Raw genomic sequence first — 19,604 nt, forward strand, 5'->3', positions numbered from 1 at the left:
TAACACCCATGATCAAAAACTACATAAAAATAGCGTGGCGAAACTTGCTGAAAAGTAAAGGATATTCTGCGTTGAATATTGGCGGCCTTGCGGTTGGCATGGCCGTGGCCATGTTGATTGGCTTATGGGTGTATAGCGAGCTTAGCTTTGACAAATACCATCAGAACTACAATAGTATTACACAGGTAATGCAGCACGCCAACTTCAATGGCGAAATAAAAACGCAAAAAGCTAATCCGGCATTAATGGCTTCCGAACTAAGGGCCAAATACGGAAGTGATTTTAAATATGTTGTACAAGCATCATGGACAGAGGATCATTTAATTACCGTAGATAATAAAAGCGTTATTAAAACCGGGATGTATTTCGAGCCTGATGCCCCGGAAATGTTCACACTTGAAATGATTAAGGGAGCCAGGTCAGGATTGAAGGACCCTTACTCAATCATGTTGTCAGCATCAACAGCAGAAGCAATTTTCGGTAATGACAATCCCATTAATAAAACCATAAAGCTTGACCGATTTGTTGACTTAAAAGTAACCGGTGTTTATAAGGACCTACCCGACAACACAACATTTAAAGGAATTAAGATAATGATGCCCTGGGATTTATGGCTGATCAGAAATCCATGGGTAAAAGATCTAAACCCTGCCTGGGGAAGTAATCAATCACTAACATTTGTTCAGTTAGCAGACAATGTAGATGTAGCTAATGTATCCACCAGGATTAAGAATGTAAAGCTTGATAACCTGGGCAAGGAAGACGGAGCAGCTAAATGGGTAGTATTCTTACACCCAATGAGCAAGTGGAATTTATACAGCGAATTTAAAAATGGCGTGAACACCGGAGGTAATATTCAGTATGTGTGGCTATTTGGTATTATCGGCATTTTTGTGTTAACCCTCGCATGTATCAATTTCATGAACCTTTCTACAGCACGAAGCGAAAAAAGGGCCAAGGAAGTGGGTATACGCAAAACGGTTGGTTCGTTACGGTCGCAAATTATCAAGCAATTTTTTGCAGAGTCTTATTTAGTTGTTTTACTGGCGTTTATATTGTGTTTGGTATTAGTGGCTCTGCTGCTTCCGGTTTTTAACGATGTGGCAGGTAAGAAAATTGAGATTGCCTGGACGAGCCCCGTGTTTTGGACCTCCAGTATTGCATTTATCTTAGTTACAGGATTGGTTTCCGGCAGTTACCCTGCCCTTTATCTTTCATCTTTTCAGCCATTAAAAGTATTAAAAGGCACTTTTCGAGTAGGTAAGTTTGCATCCGTTCCGCGCAAAGTTTTAGTAACCCTGCAGTTTACCGTATCGGTAATGCTTATAATAGGAACCATTGTTGTTTACCAGCAAATTCAGCATGCTAAAAACCGTCCCGTAGGTTATATGCGTCAGGGCCTAGTAAACCTCAATTTTGAGCCCGAAATAAAAGAACATTATGAAGCTGTTAGATCTGAATTAAAAAAATTAGGCGCTATTGAAGAAATGGCCGCATCACAAAGCCCTCTCACTCAAGTATGGAATTCAGCAGGAGGATATGATTGGGAAGGTAAGGATCCAAATCTCTCTGTTGATTTTCCAACGAATGCTATGTCGTACGAATTTGGTAAAACGGCGGCTTGGAAAGTGATAAAGGGCCGCGACTTTTCGCGGGAGTTTGCAACGGATTCGGCTGGTTTTGTTATCAATGAATCGGCAGCGAGGTTTTTGGGATTTAAAGACGCTATCGGAAAGAAATTGAAATGGGATGGTAAGACCTACACCATAATTGGTGTTGTTAACGATATTATGCAGGAGTCGCCCTTTTACCCTGTACGGCCGAGTGTATATCATTTAGGTAACTATGATAACATGACGAACCTTATCGTAAAATTAAACCCACAAAAAAGTGTAGCACAACAATTATTGCTAATTGAACAAGTTTGGAAAAAATACACTTCAGGTATATCGCTTCGTTACAAATTTGTCGACGACCAATTTGAAGGCAAGTTTAAAGCTGAGGAACGCATCGGAAAGCTGGCTTTATATTTCGCAGTGCTGGCCATTTTCATTTCGTGCCTGGGCCTGTTTGGTATGGCAAGTTTTGTTGCTGAGCAGCGCACCAAAGAAATTGGAATTCGTAAAGTGCTTGGGGCCGGCGTAGGTAACGTATGGCGTTTACTTTCATCAGAGTTTTTTGCATTGGTGCTTATTTCATGCTTTATAGCTACGCCAATTGCCTGGTATTACCTGCAAAACTGGCTTATTAAATACGATTACCGGATATCAATAAGCTGGGAAGTATTTGCAGCGGCTGCAATTATTGCGCTTGTTATAACGGTTCTAACAGTAAGCTTTCAAGCTATTAAAGCCGCCCTTGCTAACCCCATTAAAAGTTTAAGAAGCGAATAAAACCTAACCCTATCATGATAAAAAACTACATAAAAATAGCCTGGCGAAACTTGCTGAAAAGCAAAGGATTCAGCGCGCTTAATATTACCGGCCTGGCCGTTGGGATGGCAGTTGCGTTGCTTATTGGGTTGTGGGTGTTTAACGAATACTCGTACGACAGATTTTTGCCTAATGCCGACAGACTGTACCAAGTTAAGCTTAACCTTACCAGTCAGCAAGCCGGTACATTTACCCAAAATGCTTTGGCATTGCCGCTGGCTGACGCGTTAAAACGAGACTACCCCGAATTTGAATTCGTTGCCGAAGCTAACTGGAACGGCACACGAAGCCTTATTGCAGGCGATAAGAAATTATACATAGATGGATCTGCCGTTGGATCTGATTTTTTAAGGATGTTTCAGTATCCTTTTATAAGCGGTAACGCTAAAGACGCTTTAAAAGATCCGTTGTCAATAGTTTTAACAGCATCTACCGCCCGCGCTTTGTTTAACGATGCCGACCCGATAGGTAAGGTCATCAAAATAGATAATTTGAATAATGTGAAAGTGACCGGAGTACTTAAAGACCTCCCGGCAAACTCTTCGCTACAATTCAATTATCTGTTACCGTTTAGCTATAACGAGCATACGCCTTACTGGGAGAAAGATGCCCGCAGCAATTGGGGTAACAAATCATACAAAATTTACGCGATGCTGAAACCGGGTTTTACTTATGAGCAGGTAGCTCCTAAAATAAAATCGATTGTTTATGACCATGCGGAGGAGATGCGTATAGCTAAGCCTGAAGTTATTATGCAGCCTATAAAAGACTGGCACTTGTATTCTGAATACGAAAATGGTGTTCCTAAAGGCGGCTTTATTGACTATGTACGCATTTTTAGCATTATTGGCATACTAGTGCTGCTGATAGCTTGCATCAATTTTATGAACTTATCAACCGCGCGCTCAGAAAAACGGGCACGGGAGGTTGGCGTACGTAAAGCCATGGGCTCACTTAAGCAAGATCTGGTGTTTCAGTTTTTAACAGAATCTGTGTTAGTGGCAATCCTGTCTTTTTTCCTCGCTATTATAGTAGTGCAACTGGCCTTACCGGCATTTAACCAGCTTACCGGCAAAAGCATTAGCGTGCCTTACGGAAACTTATTGTTCTGGCTTATTATGGCCAGCTATGTGTTGCTTACAGGCTTACTGGCAGGCAGCAGACCGGCCTTTTACCTTTCATCGTTTAACGCGGTAAAGGTTTTAAAAGGCGCTATGGTGGTAGGCAAGGCGGCGGCATTGCCCCGTAAGGTATTGGTTGTAGTGCAGTTCGCCTGTTCAATAGCATTAATTATAAGCACGGCAATTATATATCAGCAAATACAATATGCTAAAAACCGGCCCATAGGCTATAACACTAACCGTTTGGTGATGAGCGATATGAGCGACGACCTGAACAAAAGCTATGAGGCCTTAAAAAATGAAATACTGCAAACCGGGATGGTGAACAATGTAGCAATGGCAAGCAGCCCGGTAACCAATGTGTACCAACATACTACTGTTTTTGACTGGCCCAAAAAGAGCTCAGGCGAAGAACCGCTTAACATAGCAACCGTACGCATATCCCACAACTACTTTAATACCGTTGGTATGCAAATACTGCAGGGGCATGATTTTTTGCAGAAATGGCAGCAAGATACTGGCAAGGTGCTGATAAATGAAGCCGCGGTACAGCGTATGGGGCTTAAAAACCCAGTTGGTCAGAAAATTAAATGGAACCAGGGCCCCAAGGATGGAGTTGAAATTATTGGCGTAGTAAAAAACGCGTTAATGGACTCGCCATTTACACCTGTTGAGGCTACCATATTTTCGCATGGCAGCATGGGTAATGTGGCGATGTATGATTTGAAAGCTAACGCGGATATGCAACAATCCATAAAAAAAATAGGGCAGATATTTGATAAATATAACCCGGCTTATCCTTTTGATTACCGTTTTGCTGATGAAACATACGCTCAAAAATTTAACCTGGAAATGCTTATAGGCAAACTGGCGGGCGTGTTTGCTACCCTGGCCATATTTATATCATGCCTTGGCTTGTTCGGTTTAGCCGCTTATATAGCAGAGCAACGCACAAAAGAAATAGGTATACGCAAAGTTTTAGGCGCCTCAATAGCACAGGTATGGCTACTGCTGTCAACAGATTTTGTGCTGTTGGTTTTAATAAGCTGTGTTCTTGCATCGCCGGTCGCCTATTATTTTTTACACGGCTGGCTTATAAAATATCAATACCGCATTACTATAGGGCCGGGTGTTTTTGTAGCCACCGCCGGCGCTGCAATGCTCATAACGGTGCTTACAATTAGCTTTCAATCAATAAAAGCGGCGTTAGCCAATCCTGTTAAAAGTTTAAGAAATGAATAACCCTAACCGTTATGATAAAGAACTACATTAAAATAGCGTGGCGAAACTTATTCAGAAATAAAGGTTTCTCCCTCACCAATTTGCTGGGGCTTACAATTGGCATCACCTGTACAATATTGATTGGTTTGTGGGTTCAGGATGAGCGCAGTTATAATACGTTCCATGCTAATTACCAAAATATTTACCAGGTAATGGCTAATCGTAATTTTAACAATCAGGTAGCTACAGATGGCAATATGGTATTACCGTTGGCAGGTGCGTTGCAGGCTAATCTTCCGCAAATAAAAAATGCCGTGGTTATGTCGCACCGTGAACAGCATATAATTACTTATGGCGACACCAGGCTGAAGAAAAAAGGATATAATGTAAGCGACCATTTCTTTGACATCTTTTCGTGGAAATTTATCAAGGGTAACGCCGCAACAGCTATTACCGATCCCTCGTCTATCGTTTTAACGCAATCGGCAGCAAAAGCCTTTTTCGGCGACAATGATCCAATAAATAAGGCAGTTAAAATTGATGAAGGCCGGGAAATGAAGGTGGCCGCCATTATTGCCGACCCACCCGGTAATTCTACTTTTAAGTTTGATTTTATAACGCCATTCAATAAAAGCAGCGAAGATTACCGCAATGCTATGGATAAGTGGGACAGATTCTCGTATAATGTTTTTATACAAACGCAAGAGGGTGCTGATATAACCGGGCTGAAAAAAAGTATCAATGATATACAGCATCTGCATAACGATGCCGGTAAAGAGACAAGCACCTATTTTCCGTTCGCTATGGAAAAATGGAGGCTTTTCAGTGAGTTTAAGGATGGCAAAAACGCAGGCGGATTAATAGAGTATGTGAGATTGTTTACCATCATTGCATTTATCATTCTGTTAATAGCATGTGTTAATTTCATGAATTTGTCTACCTCGCGCTCCGAAAAAAGGGCTAAGGAAGTAGGCATACGAAAAACATTGGGCTCGGCTAAAAAGCAACTAATACTTCAGTTCTTTTTTGAATCAATGATCCTTGCTTTCGTTGCATTTCTTTTTTCTCTTAGTGTCGTTTATTTTCTGTTACCGTCATTTAATAATTTAGTTGATAAACAGTTGCATTTGCCCGTTTTGCAACCAATTTTCTGGTTGGGCGCCTGTGCCCTCATTTTATTTACGGGTGTTGTGGCAGGCAGTTATCCGGCATTATATCTTTCCTCCTTCAATCCTGTAAAAGTTTTAAAAGGAACTTTTCTTCCCGGTAAAGCGGCAATACTACCCAGAAGGATTTTAGTTGTAGCGCAATTCGGTATTTCAATCTTATTTATTTCTGCTACAATTATTATATACCAGCAAATACAGCACATCAAGGATCGCCATTTAGGGTACAATCCCAATAATATGATAATGGTGCCGGGTTCTGCCGACATACAGAAAAACTTTACGGTAATAAAACAAGAATTGCTGAATACGGGCATGGTTAGTTCATTAACAAGAACGTTTTCACCTGTTACTGATATATGGGCAAGGGAGCCCGGCCCTGATTACAACGGCAAGCCGGCAAATCAAAATATCCTTTTTACGCTGCAAACCGCCGATGTTGATTTTGCAAAAACTTTGGGTGTAAAGGTTTTACAAGGAAGAGATTTTTTAGGAACGCCGTCAGATTCAAACGCGATAATGTTAAATAAGGCTGCTGTTGATGCAATGGGTATAAAAAATGCCGTAGGCATGCAGTTGATAAATACGACGGGTACCCCGCATATAGTTGTAGGTGTTACAGATAATGTAATTATGGGCTCGCCATTTGAACCTGTGGATCCTATGGTGGTTTACTTTGATGGTGGTCAATCTAATTCAATTAATATTCGTTTAAAACGTTCTGCGCAAACCCATAAAGCTTTACAGTCAATTGAAGCCATCTTTAAAAAGTATAATCCTGTTTACCCGTTTGAGTACAAGTTTGTTGACCAGGAATTTGACAAGAAATTTTTAACCGAAGAGCTGGTCAGCAAGATCACAAATGTTTTTGCGGGCCTTACCATTTTTATTTGCTGCATAGGATTAGCAGGCTTAGTTTCCTTTACTGTAGAGAAACGCATACGCGAAATAGGCATACGAAAAGTACTTGGAGCAACAATAAGGCAATTGCTAATGCTTATTTCAAAAGAATTTCTACAGCTTGTGTTGATTGCTTTTGCTATCGCTGTGCCGCTTACCTGGTGGTTTATGAATGCCTGGCTTGATAAGTACACCTATCATATTCATATAAGTATCTGGTTATTCGCCGGGGTTGGAATGATTATGCTGATGCTGACATTGGTTGTAGTAGGATTAAACACCGTTAAAACGGCTATCACAAACCCGGTTAAAAGTTTAAGAAGTGAGTAAACCGATCTTATCATGATAAAGAACTATATAAAAATAGCCTGGCGTAACCTGTTAAAAAACAAGGGTTACTCTGCCTTAAACATTGGCGGGCTTGCAGTTGGTATGGCTGTAGCCTTGTTAATTGGTTTGTGGATTTATGATGAACTCTCGTTTAATAAATACCATAAAAATTATGATCGCATTGCGAAGGTGATGATGAATCGGAATTCTAACGGACAAAGCTTTACCGACTTTTCACTACCCCGCCCGCTTGAGTTTGAATTGCGCAATAAATACGGAAGTTCTTTCAAAAATATAGTAATGTCTCGTTGGACGGAAGGGCATATCTTATCTGTCGGCGATAAAAAGATCTCGCAGGCGGGCCGGTTCATGCAGCCGGGCGCGCCGGAAATGCTAACGTTACAAATGGTGAAAGGATCATGGACGGGATTGAAGGATCCACATTCTATCATGTTGTCTTCGTCAACAGCAACGGCACTGTTTGGTGATGAAAACCCGGTTGATAAAACATTACGGATAGATAACCAAATGGATGTGAAAGTAACGGGAGTTTATCAAGACCTGCCCGCTAATGTTGAAGAGTTTCAAAATCTCCAATTTCTTTCTACATGGGACCTGTTAATGGCAAACAATAAATGGATGGATGCTGCAAAAGACCAATGGGGCAACAGTTCTTTTTTGATGTATGTGCAGTTGCAGCCTAATACTACATTTGATGGTGTATCTGCGATGATAAAAAATGCTAAACAGGACAATGTTAGCGCCGAGGATAGAAAATTTAATTTTCAGGTATTCCTCAATCCCATGAGCAGGTGGCATTTATACTCTGAATGGAAAAACGGTATTAATACAGGAGGGCGCATTCAATATGTCTGGATGTTTGGAATTATATGTGTTTTTGTATTGCTGCTGGCCTGCATTAATTTTATGAATTTAAGCACCGCGCACAGCGAAAAACGTGCAAGAGAAGTGGGGGTGCGTAAAGCAATAGGTTCAATGCGCAGCCAATTGATCAAACAGTTTTTATGTGAATCCTTTCTTATTGTTTTTATAGCTTTCATTTTAGCAATACTATTGGTTATTGCATTGTTGCCATGGTTTAACGGGGTGTCTGACAAAGAGATGAGCATGGTTTGGAGCAATGGCTATTTCTGGATCATAAGCCTGGTTTTTATTGTATTTACCGGTTTGGTTTCCGGAAGTTATCCTGCCTTTTATTTATCTTCTTTTAACCCTGTTCAGGTATTAAAAGGAACATTACGTGCGGGGCGTTTTGCAAGTTTGCCGCGCAGGGTGTTGGTAGTGCTTCAATTTACAGTTTCGGTGGTACTAATTATCGGGACTATCATTGTTAGCCGCCAAATTCAATACGCTAAGGCCAGGCCGGTGGGCTACAGTAGAGAAGGATTAATGGCGATTCAAATTAAATCGCCAGATCTGTTTCAAAGGTATAATGTGCTGGCAAGGGAGTTAAAGAATGCAGGTGTTGCCACTGAGATATCAAGAACTTCAAGTCCTACAACGGCTATATGGTCTAACAACGATGGCGTTATCTGGCCAAATAAAAGCCCCGACAAAGTAGAGGGTTTTGGTACAATTTGGATAACGCATGATTATGGTAAAACCGTGGGATGGGATTTCGCGGCAGGAAGGGATTATTCAACAGCTTTTACAAGCGATTCTATAAGCAGGGCCAGCGATAGCAGCACGGTACATAGTATTGTTGTTAATGAGGCTGCAGTGAAATACATGGAACTTAAAAACCCTGTAGGCGAAGTGATCAGGTGGGGTAATTATCCTTTCAGAATTATTGGCGTTATTAAAGATATGGTGATGGAATCGCCTTACGATCCTGTAAAGCAAACCATGTACCTGGTCAATTTTGACGAGGCGAACTCCTACATACACATACGCATAAACCCTAAAATGAGTCCCGGCGAGGCTGTTGCCAAAACAGAATCAATTTTCAAAAAACTGGTTCCGTCGGTTCCATTCGACTACAAATTTGTTGATACAGAGTATGCGCGAAAATTTGCCGCGGAGGAAAGAATTGGCAAAATTGCTTCTTTTTTTGCCGCGCTGGCCATTTTTATTTCCTGTCTGGGTTTGTTTGGGTTAGCCTCCTTTGTTGCCGAAAAACGAACAAAAGAAATTGGCATTCGCAAGGTATTGGGAGCAACCTTATATACCCTCTGGAAAATGTTATCTAAAGAATTTGTTGTGTTGGTAATGGTTGCAAGTTTAATAGCGACACCTGTTGCGTATTATTTTTTACATAATTGGTTACAAAATTATGAGTACCGCACGCCAATAAGTTGGTGGGTGTTTGCCATTGCTATTGGTGGATCTATGGTAATAACATTGTTAACAGTTAGCTTTCAAACCATTAAAGCCACGTTAACCAACCCGGTTAAAAGTTTAAGAAGCGAATAAATTAGTCGCCGGTTTAGAGTTGGCAGTTTGCTTTGATGCTAAGAATAACAAATCCTTTACTCTCCCCGCCAGTTGGCAGGGAAAGTAAAGGGAACTAAAATACACAATACGATTGGCCCGAAGGTGTTGCGGGGGCTCTGACCGGCCCCTCGCAGCGGGGCTTAATTAGAATTAAGACGCAAGAGTCAGGAAGCAAGATGAGTGCTTGAGCCACGAAGAAGCGAGTAAAAAATAAAGCGTAAAACGTACAACCTAAAACGTACAACATGATAAAGAATTATTTAAAGATCGCCTGGAGAAACCTTTATCGTAGTAAGGTTAATTCCTTTATTAATGTTATCGGATTATCGGCTGGGATGGCTGTGGCGGTATTGATAGGGCTTTGGATGTGGGATGAGCTGAGTTTTAATAAAACACATGGTAATTACGACCGTATTGCCCAGGTATGGCAAAATGTAACCAATAATAACGAGGTTCAAACCTGGCAAAATGTACCATTCCCGCTAGCGGCCGAGTTGCGTAAAAGCTACGGCAGCGATTTTAAATATGTGGTAATGGCAGCCGATATTACCAACCATATATTAACATTTGGAGATAAAAAACTTACTACCCGCGGCGGCTATTTTGAGCCGCATGTAACAGATATGCTTACGCTGAAAATGTTAAAAGGCGGAAGTAATAGTTTCAATGATCCAACAGCAATATTAATTTCAAAAACTACAGCTGGCGCTTACTTTGGAAGTGACGATCCTATCAATAAAGTAATGAAGATTGATAACCGGATAAACGCCACAATAACGGGTGTGTACGATGATATCCCGATGAATTCCAGCTTTGCCAATACTAAATTTATTGCCGCCTGGGATCTTTTTTATAATAACAATGATTGGGTTAAGCATGCCGAGGACCCGTGGAGACCGAATGCATTCGCGATATATACCCAATTGGCCGACGGTGCTAACCCTGCCGATGTATCATTGAAAATAAAGGATGCAAAACTTAACAAAGTAAGTAAGGTTTTGGCGAAAAAAAAGCCCGCCTTGTTTTTGTATCCAATGAGCAGGTGGCATCTATATAGTGATTTTAAAAATGGCGTATATGTGGGCGGGCGCATTCAATACGTATGGATGTTTGGTATAATTGGCCTGTTTGTGCTGCTGTTAGCCTGCATAAATTTTATGAATTTGAGTACCGCCCGGTCAGAGAAACGAGCGCGCGAAGTAGGCATACGTAAAGCAATCGGTTCTATGCGTAAACAACTTGTTTACCAGTTTTTAAGCGAATCTGTTTTGGTGGTTTGTATAGCATTTGGTATAGCGTTGCTATTTGTGCTGCTCAGCCTGCCCTACTTTAACCAACTTGCCGATAAGGACATGCATATTATGTGGGCCAATCCTGTTTTTTGGTTGATGCTTTCGGTATTTTGTATTGTAACCAGCCTTATTGCGGGTAGCTATCCTGCTTTTTATCTTTCCTCTTTCAAGCCGGTAAACGCGCTAAAAAACTCTTTCAGGGTGGGTAAATTGGCTGCAATGCCACGCAAAGTATTGGTAACAGTGCAGTTTGTGGTATCAATCACCCTAATAATCGGTACTATAATAGTTTATAAGCAAATACAGTTTGCAAAAGACCGTGCCATTGGCTTTAGCAGTGATGGATTGGTTTGCGTGCCAATGCTTACCAATGATGTTCACAAACATATGGATGTGGTGAAAAACCAATTGCTGCAAACCGGTGCTGTTACATCGGTAGCCGAAGCCAGCGCACCGCCAACAGAGATATGGTCAAGCACCAGCGGGATTGAGTGGGCGGGTAAGGACCCGGCAATGAGTGTAGATTTTGCTGTGACGGAAGTTTCTTATGATTATGGTAACACAGTTGGCTGGCAGTTTGTAAAAGGGCGCGACTTTTCACCTCGCTTTCCCGCAGATTCAAGTAACATTATTGTCAATGAGGCAGCGGTAGCGTTCATGAACCTTAAAAATCCTATTGGCGAAACCATCAAATGGTTTGACCAGAAGTACACTGTAGTTGGCGTTATCAAGGATGTTATGCAGTCGCCTTATGGGCGCCCACGCCCGGCGGTATACGGCCTGTCAACCTATGCCGGCGCGGTTGTGCTGTTAAAACTCGGACGCAGAAGCAACACATCCCAAGCCATTGCAGCCATTGCGGGCGTGTTTAAAAAGAACAATCCTGATCAACCGTTTGAGTTCAGCTTTATTGATGAGGATTATAACATGAAGTTTGGCAACGAAGAGCGCATAAGTAAGCTGGCGTGGTGTTTTACCGGGTTGGCCATTTTGATAAGTTGCCTGGGCTTATTTGGTATGGCATCATATGTAGCAGAGCAACGTACCAAAGAAATAGGGGTGCGAAAAGTATTGGGAGCTTCGGTTGCGCAAATATGGGTGTTGTTGTCTACTGATTTTATAAAGGTGGTATTGATAAGCTGCCTGATAGCATCGCCTGTAGCTTATTACTTTTTACACAACTGGTTACAGAATTATGATTACCGCATCAGCATAGGGCCGGGTGTGTTCGTGCTATCGGCTGCATTGGCATTAATCATCACCATTATTACTATCAGTTTTCAAGCAATAAAGGCAGCAACCGTTAACCCGGTTAAGAGTTTAAAGAGCGAATAATACCATAAGCCATAATAAAATGATAAAGAACTATTTAAAAATCGCGTGGCGTAACCTGGTTAAACAGCGGTTATACAGTGTTATAACCATATCTGGCCTGGCCGTTGGCTTGGCTGTTTGCATAACCATATTGCTGTATGTAGCTCATGAGAGAAGTTACGATAGTTTCCATAAAAATGCCGACCGTATTTTTACATCGCATAACATAACTCAAATGGGCGAAAATCGAATGGATTTTCAACTGTATAATGCGGGAGAGGACATTAAGAAAACTCAACCGAAAGTAGACGACTACATTGGTGTGCACAACCACAAAAAGGTCATTGTAAGTTTGCCATCATCGCCCGCGGCTAAATTTGAAGAGGATAATTTAATATTTACCGGGGATAATTTTTTTAGTTTCTTTTCATTCAGGCTGTTATCCGGCAACGCTGCTACAGCACTTAAAGATCCTTTTTCGGTAGTACTATCAAAAGATATGGCTAAAAAATATTTTGGCCAGGATAACCCCGTGGGTAAAACAATTGCAATCAGAACAAACAGTTCTCATACCTACCACGTCACCGGCGTTGCCGAAAATAACCCATCTAACTCCAGCATTAGTTTTAATTTTATCGCTTCGGGCAGCACCTTGCTAAAGCTGGAGGAGTATGGCAACTATAGAATTAATGGCACAACCTACCTAAGGTTAAAACATGCAGCCGACAGCAGTACAGTAGCACGCAGCGTACAGTCAACTTATAAAAAAGACGAAAAAGCAAAATTCGCGCTTGCCCCTTTAATTGATACGCATCTTAAAGGCGTTTTTGGCGCTGGTGCAACAGGAGGTTTTCTAAAAATTTTCCCCCTTGTTGCGGCTTTAATATTATTGCTTGCCCTGGTTAATTATATGAGCCTTGCTACCGCTAAAGCAACTTTACGTGCAAAAGAGGTAGGCGTGCGAAAAGTAGCCGGCGCGAGCCGAAAAACTATAGCCATTCAGTTTTTTGTTGAGTCGGCCCTTTTCACGCTCCTGTCTTTTGCATTGGCTTATGTATTATTCTACTTGTTTAAACCCTGGTTTTTAAACGTATTGCAGCTTAAAATAGACGATTCATTTTTGTTCAATCCTAAGGTTTTAACGCTGTTGTTGATTTTGCTTGTTGGTACCATAATAACAGCAGGTAGTTATCCTGCGCTGGTGCTTTCGGCATTTAAACCGGCAAGCACGCTAAAGGGAAAAACGGGTAAAAGCAACGGCGGCGTGGTGGTGCGTAAAGTGTTCACAACCCTGCAATTTACCATAGCCGTTGCGCTTATTATCTGCGGGATAACTATAGACCGGCAGCTCTATTTTTTCAGGCATGCTGATACAGGTTTAAACCGCGAAAATGTGCTGATAGTACCCGGGCGAGCCAGCTTCGGTGAAAACTATAGGGCCTTTAATCAGGATGTTAAAGCGCTGGTTGGCAATGATATGGTGGCAACCTCGCAGCGTAACGTTTATGATCCGGGTTTTAATATGCTCATGTTGGATGACATGGTGAGTAAGGAAACCAATTTTGTAAACTATATGGAGGTGGACAGCCAGTTTATGCGGCTGTTAAACTTAAAATGGAAGCATAAGCCCGCCACGTTTAATAAAGCAGATAATAACGAGCTTTTTATCAATGAGGAAGCTATTAATAAGCTACATCTGGATCCAAACCCGGTTGGAACTGTAATTGGAACCAAGGGTATGAGCTACACCGTTGGCGGTGTACTAAAAAACTTTAACTCGCTTTCGCTGGCAACTAACATACAGCCTATGGCAGTTGCCGTTAAACCAGATACGGCATCAAGTTGGAATGCCTTTGGTTTTAATCTTTATATTAAAATTAAACCGCACACCAACATCCCCACTTTTATTAACAGCATAAAGAAACTTTACGATAAGTATGATGCGGAAACGCCTTTTAATTACTCGTTTTTAGATGATGATTTTAATGCGCAATACAAAACCGAAGATCGGCTGGCATCCATATTCAGCTTGTTTACTTGCATCGCTATAATACTGGCAACGCTGGGTTTATTTGGGCTGGCAGCATTTACCATTGAGCAGCGGGTTAAGGAGATAGGCATACGCAAAGTTTTGGGTGCAAGTATTACCTCTATAAATACATTACTGTCAATAGATTTTCTAAAGCTGGTTGTGCTGTCTGTAATAATAGCATCGCCAATTGCATGGTGGGCAATGCACAACTGGCTGCAAAAATTTGCCTATCGTATTGCAGTACCCTGGTGGGTATTTATAATGGCAGCGGCTATTGCAGTTATTACATCATTGCTTACAGTTAGTTATAACGCTGTTAGAGCAGCTTTGGCAAACCCTGTTAAGAGTTTGAGGAGCGAATAGTTTAGAAGCAAGAATTAAGATTACAAATGAACCATCAACCATAAGCCAGCAATCATGATAAACAACTACATAAAAATTGCTTTTCGCACGCTTTTAAAAAGCAAGGTATTTACGGCCATAAATGTGTTTGGGCTGGCTTTAGGGCTTGCTACCTGTTTGCTTATTGTATTTTATGTGTTTGACGAGTTAAGTTATGATAAATATAACGTCAACGCCGATAGGATATACAGGATGAATAATGATATCAAATTTGGTGGTAACGAAGGCAGCTATGCAACAACTCCCGCGGTAGCCGCACAAGAATTAAAAAGCAGTTTTCCGGAAGTTGAGGAAGTAGTAAGACTTAAGTATGGTGGCAAAATGTGGATAAGAAAGAAGAATCAGAATATCCCGGAAATACAAATTGTTTACGCCGACCCAACTGTTTTTAATGTATTTACCTTGCCTATGATAGAAGGACAACCTGCTACAGCGTTAAAGGGAACACATTCTATTGTAATTACAGAAAAAGCAGCACAAAAATACTTTAACACCATCAATGCCCTCGGAAAGGTTTTAACATTTAATGATACTGCGTTTTATAAAGTAACCGGCGTAATAAAGAATGTACCCCAACAGTCGCATTTTAATTACGACTTCTTTTTACCCATGATAGACTTTGAAAGGAGTAGAGAGACAGCATGGTTCAATAACAGCTTTCACACTTATGTATTGTTTAAGCCGGGCACTGATGTTAAGAAGTTTGAGGCAAAAATGCCGGCCTTTCTAAAGGACAAAGCAGAACCGCAGTTACAACGCATTTTGGAGATGACGTTTGCAAAGCTGGAACAGTCCGGGAGTTATTTCAGGTTAAGTTTAACTCCGCTAACACAGATCCACTTTAACTCAACCATCAAAGAAAGCTTGGGCGAACCTGGTAATATTACCATAATCTACATTTTTTCGGCAATAGCGCTATTCATATTACTCATAGCCTGCGTTAATTTCATGAATCTTTCCACAGCGCAGTCGTCAAGCCGGGCGCGCGAGGTTGGTGTACGTAAGGTGTTAGGCTCGCCGCGTAAATACCTGGTAATCCAGTTTCTTACAGAATCGGTATTGGTAACATTTGCAGGTGCGATGATAGCAGTATTTGCGGCATGGATATTTTTACCGGTTTTTAATCAAATGTCTGGAAAAGAGTTAACAGTAACACCGCAGGTGGTTGCCGGGCTGTTGCCGCTATTACTCGTATTTATTATTGTAGTGGGATTCATTGCCGGATCATACCCCGCCTTGTTCCTTTCAGGTTTTCAACCTATTGAAGTGTTAAAAGGAAAGCTGGCCGCAGGCTTTAAAGGTGGTAAGTTGCGCAGCTCGCTGGTGGTTTTTCAGTTTGCGATATCCATCTTTCTCATTACCGCCACTATAGTTATTTATAGCCAGCTTAAGTATATTCAAAACAAAGATATCGGCTACAGCCGCGAGCAAGTAATGATTGTGCACCAAACCGGTAGCCTTGGCAGGGAAAAGGCAAAAATGCTTAAACATGAGGTGGAACAACTGGCTGGTGTGAAAAGCGCTACGCTAACCGCTTTTTTACCTACAGCCAGTTCTGATAACACCACATCGCTGTTTAAGGATGCCACTTTGGATGCCAGGCAGGCCCTGCAAACTTCAGTGTGGGCTGTAGATAAAGATTACCTGCCTACGCTTGGAATACAATTAAAGGCCGGCCGCAATTTTTCTGAGGACATGAAGACGGACTCGAACGCGATAATTATCAATGAAGCCGCAGCGGCAGTACTGGGTTATAAGGATCCGGTTGGTAAAACATTGTACTCCATACAAGACGGAGAAAAAAAATTGACTCAATCGCTTCACATTATCGGGCTAATTAAAAACTTCAATTTTAAATCCCTTAAGCAAAGTGTAAGCCCCATGATTCTCGAGGCAGCAGACGAGTGGTATTCGCTCAGTGTTCGTGTCAATTCTGCCGATATAACCACTACCCGCGCGCAGATAGCGTCAAAATGGAGCGCATTTTCACCCAATGTGCAATTCGATTATTCCTATATGGATGATGATTTTAACCGCCTGTATTTTGCGGAGCAACGCATGGGCAAAATATCCGTAGCGTTCACATCGCTTGCTATAGTGGTGGCTTGCCTGGGGCTGTTTGGTCTGGCCGCTTACGCGGCTGAACAGCGTACCAAAGAGATAGGCATACGCAAGGTTTTGGTTGCAAGCCTGTCAACAATTGTAGGTATGCTCACAAAAGATTTCCTTTTGCTGGTTTTAATCGCAATAGTTATTGCGTCGCCTTTAGCATGGCTTTTTATGAATAAATGGCTGCAGGGTTTTGCATATAAAACGGCAATATCCTGGTGGATGCTTTTAGCGGCCGGCTTTGGAGCTACTTTGATTGCCTTTGCCACTATTAGCTTTCAATCAATTAAAGCCGCACTGGCTAACCCGGTTAAGAGTTTGAGGAGCGAATAGGTTTAGAAGCAAGAATTAAGATGATAAATGAACCAAAACCATAAATCAGGAATCATGATAAAGAATTACATAAAAATTGCTTTTCGCACGCTTTTAAAAAGCAAAGGCTTTACCGCAATAAATGTTTTTGGCCTGGCATTGGGGTTGGCCACCTGTTTGCTTATTGTATTTTACGTTTTTGACGAACTGAGTTACGACAGATACAACGTTAACGCCGATAGGATTTACCGGGTGAATAATGATATGAAATTTGGCGGCACCGAAGGCAGCTATGCAACAACGCCCGCCATAGCCGCAGCCGCATTAAAAACAAATTTTGCAGAGGTTAAACAGGTTGCCAGAATTCTATCAGGCGGAAAGCAGTGGGTAAAAAAGGAGAATCAGAATATCCCTGAAGTGAAAATTGCTTATGCAGACTCCACCCTTTTTGATGTGTTTACTTTACCCATGGTAGAGGGGCAGCCGTCAATAGCTTTGAAAGCAACACATTCTGTTGTAATTACCGAAAAAACGGCTCAGAAGTACTTCAATAGCGTAAATGCCGTTGGTAAAGTTTTAACACTTAACGATACCGCGTTTTATAAAGTAACCGGTGTAATAAGGAATATCCCCAAACAGTCGCATTTGGATTTCGACTTTTTCCTGCCTATGGCGGACAATGGACAAAGCCGGAACGAAAGCTGGTTCACCAACAATTTTCATACTTACATTCTGATCAAACCAGGCACGGACGTTACAAAGTTCGAACCTAAAATGTCGGCCTTTCTGACGAAGAATGCAGAGCCCGAACTCCAAACGGTTATACACATGACGTTTTCCAAACTGGAGGCATCTGGCAGTTATTTTCGGTGGAGTTTAACACCGCTAACAGATATACACTTCAATTCAAGTATAAAAGGCAGCCTGGGCCAGCCAGGTAATATTACCGTTGTGTATATTTTTTCGGCTATTGCTTTATTTATATTGCTCATCGCATGCGTTAACTTCATGAATCTTTCAACCGCCCGGTCATCAAACCGTGCACGCGAGGTTGGCGTTCGGAAGGTATTGGGTTCGCCGCGCAAGTATCTTATTGCACAGTTTCTTACGGAGTCAATTGTGGTAACCTTAGCTGGTGCCTTAATAGCCGTATTTGTGGCATGGGCATTTTTGCCGGTTTTTAATCAAATGTCTGGCAAAGAGCTAACTGTAACACCTCAAATTATAGCCTGGTTATTACCGGTTTTGTTGGCGTTCATAGTTGTTGTAGGTTGCCTGGCGGGTTCTTATCCCGCGCTTTTCCTTTCCGGCTTTCAACCTATAGAAGTACTAAAAGGGAAGCTGGCCGCAGGTTTTAAGGGCGGGCGGTTGCGTAGCTCGCTGGTGGTTTTTCAGTTTTCTATATCTATTTTTCTTATTACTGCCACCATTGTTATTTACAGTCAGCTTAAATACATTCAGAACAAGGATGTAGGTTATGATCGCGAACAAGTAATAGTTGTGCACCAGGTTGGCAGCCTTGGGGTTACAAAAGCTAAAACATTTAAGCATGATGTTGAGCAACTGGCGGGTGTAAAAAGCGTTACGCTAACCAGTTTTCTGCCAACGGCGACTTCTGACAACACAACATCCTTTTTTAAAGAGTCTACAATGGATGCTAAACAGGCGCTGAATACATCAATATGGAGTGTAGACGAAGATTACCTGCCTACACTCGGTATAAAATTAAAAGCCGGCCGAAATTTTTCAAAAGATATGAAAACGGATTCGGATGCGATAATTATCAATGAAGCGGCAGCGCAGCTATTGGGTTATCAGGATCCGGTAGGTAAAAAGTTATATAACCCCGGGGGTAATGATGCAAACAACGTAAGACATTATAACATAATTGGAGTTATCAAAAATTTCAATTTTAGGTCATTAAAAGAGAGTGTAAGTCCCCTCTTACTCCGCGCAGCCGACGAGACCTATTCTATGAGTGTTCGTTTTAATGCTAATGATGTTGCCGCCACCCGTGCCCAAATTGCGTCAAAATGGGCAGCCTTGTCGCCAAATGTACAGTTTGATTTTTCTTATATGGATGATGATTTTAACCACATTTATTTTGCAGAGCAACGTATGGGTAAAATATCCATCGCGTTCACTTCGCTTGCTATAGTAGTGGCCTGCCTGGGGTTGTTCGGCCTTGCGGCGTATGCTGCAGAGCAGCGCACCAAAGAGATTGGTATACGAAAAGTTTTAGGCGCTAATATATCAGCAATTGTAGGTATGCTTACAAAGGACTTTTTGCTGCTGGTGTTAATAGCCATTATAATAGCAGCGCCCCTGGCATGGCTATTTATGAACAAATGGCTACAGGGTTTTGCATATAAAACCACAATAACCTGGTGGATGCTATTGACAGCCGGAATTGGAGCTGCTTTAATAGCTTTTGCCACAATTAGCTTTCAATCGATAAAGGCCGCGCTGGCAAACCCGGTTAAGAGCCTGAGGAGCGAATAGTTTAAAGTCAAGAAGCA

General features: G+C 41.7%; 8 protein-coding genes. All 8 read left to right on the forward strand.

What is annotated here, in order from left to right; translation table 11 throughout:
- Positions 1-8 precede the first annotated feature (8 nt).
- The 8 genes from ACFQZS_RS12570 (at position 9) to ACFQZS_RS12605 (ending at position 19,587) form a co-directional block, all read left to right on the forward strand.
- Positions 9-2,393 carry an ABC transporter permease gene (locus ACFQZS_RS12570; RefSeq protein WP_377100731.1) on the forward strand — a complete coding sequence of 795 codons (2,385 nt, stop codon included), beginning with the start codon at positions 9-11 and terminating at the stop codon, positions 2,391-2,393.
- A gap of 14 nt (positions 2,394-2,407) precedes the next feature.
- Positions 2,408-4,795: an ABC transporter permease gene (locus tag ACFQZS_RS12575; RefSeq protein WP_377100733.1), complete on the forward strand. Its 2,388-nt coding sequence runs from the start codon at positions 2,408-2,410 to the stop codon at positions 4,793-4,795.
- A gap of 11 nt (positions 4,796-4,806) precedes the next feature.
- Positions 4,807-7,170, forward strand: a complete 2,364-nt coding sequence (locus ACFQZS_RS12580) for an ABC transporter permease (RefSeq protein ID WP_377100735.1) — start codon at positions 4,807-4,809, stop codon at positions 7,168-7,170.
- A 12-nt stretch (positions 7,171-7,182) separates the two neighbouring features.
- Entirely contained in the window at positions 7,183-9,603 is a 2,421-nt protein-coding gene (locus tag ACFQZS_RS12585; protein ID WP_377100737.1) for an ABC transporter permease, read from the forward strand.
- A gap of 266 nt (positions 9,604-9,869) precedes the next feature.
- The gene (locus tag ACFQZS_RS12590; protein WP_377100739.1) at positions 9,870-12,251 is read left to right on the forward strand and encodes an FtsX-like permease family protein; all 2,382 of its coding nucleotides are present in this window, start codon (positions 9,870-9,872) and stop codon (positions 12,249-12,251) included.
- 19 nt (positions 12,252-12,270) lie between these two features.
- Positions 12,271-14,625, forward strand: a complete 2,355-nt coding sequence (locus ACFQZS_RS12595; protein ID WP_377100741.1) for an ABC transporter permease — start codon at positions 12,271-12,273, stop codon at positions 14,623-14,625.
- 54 nt (positions 14,626-14,679) lie between these two features.
- Positions 14,680-17,106 (forward strand): ABC transporter permease, encoded by a 2,427-nt coding sequence (locus ACFQZS_RS12600; protein WP_377100743.1) that lies wholly within the window; start codon positions 14,680-14,682, stop codon positions 17,104-17,106.
- 54 nt (positions 17,107-17,160) lie between these two features.
- On the forward strand, positions 17,161-19,587 hold the full coding sequence (locus ACFQZS_RS12605; protein WP_377100745.1) for an ABC transporter permease: 2,427 nt from the start codon (positions 17,161-17,163) through the stop codon (positions 19,585-19,587).
- Positions 19,588-19,604 lie beyond the last annotated feature (17 nt).

This window comes from Mucilaginibacter calamicampi (assembly GCF_042676765.1).
Lineage (GTDB): Bacteria > Bacteroidota > Bacteroidia > Sphingobacteriales > Sphingobacteriaceae > Mucilaginibacter > Mucilaginibacter calamicampi.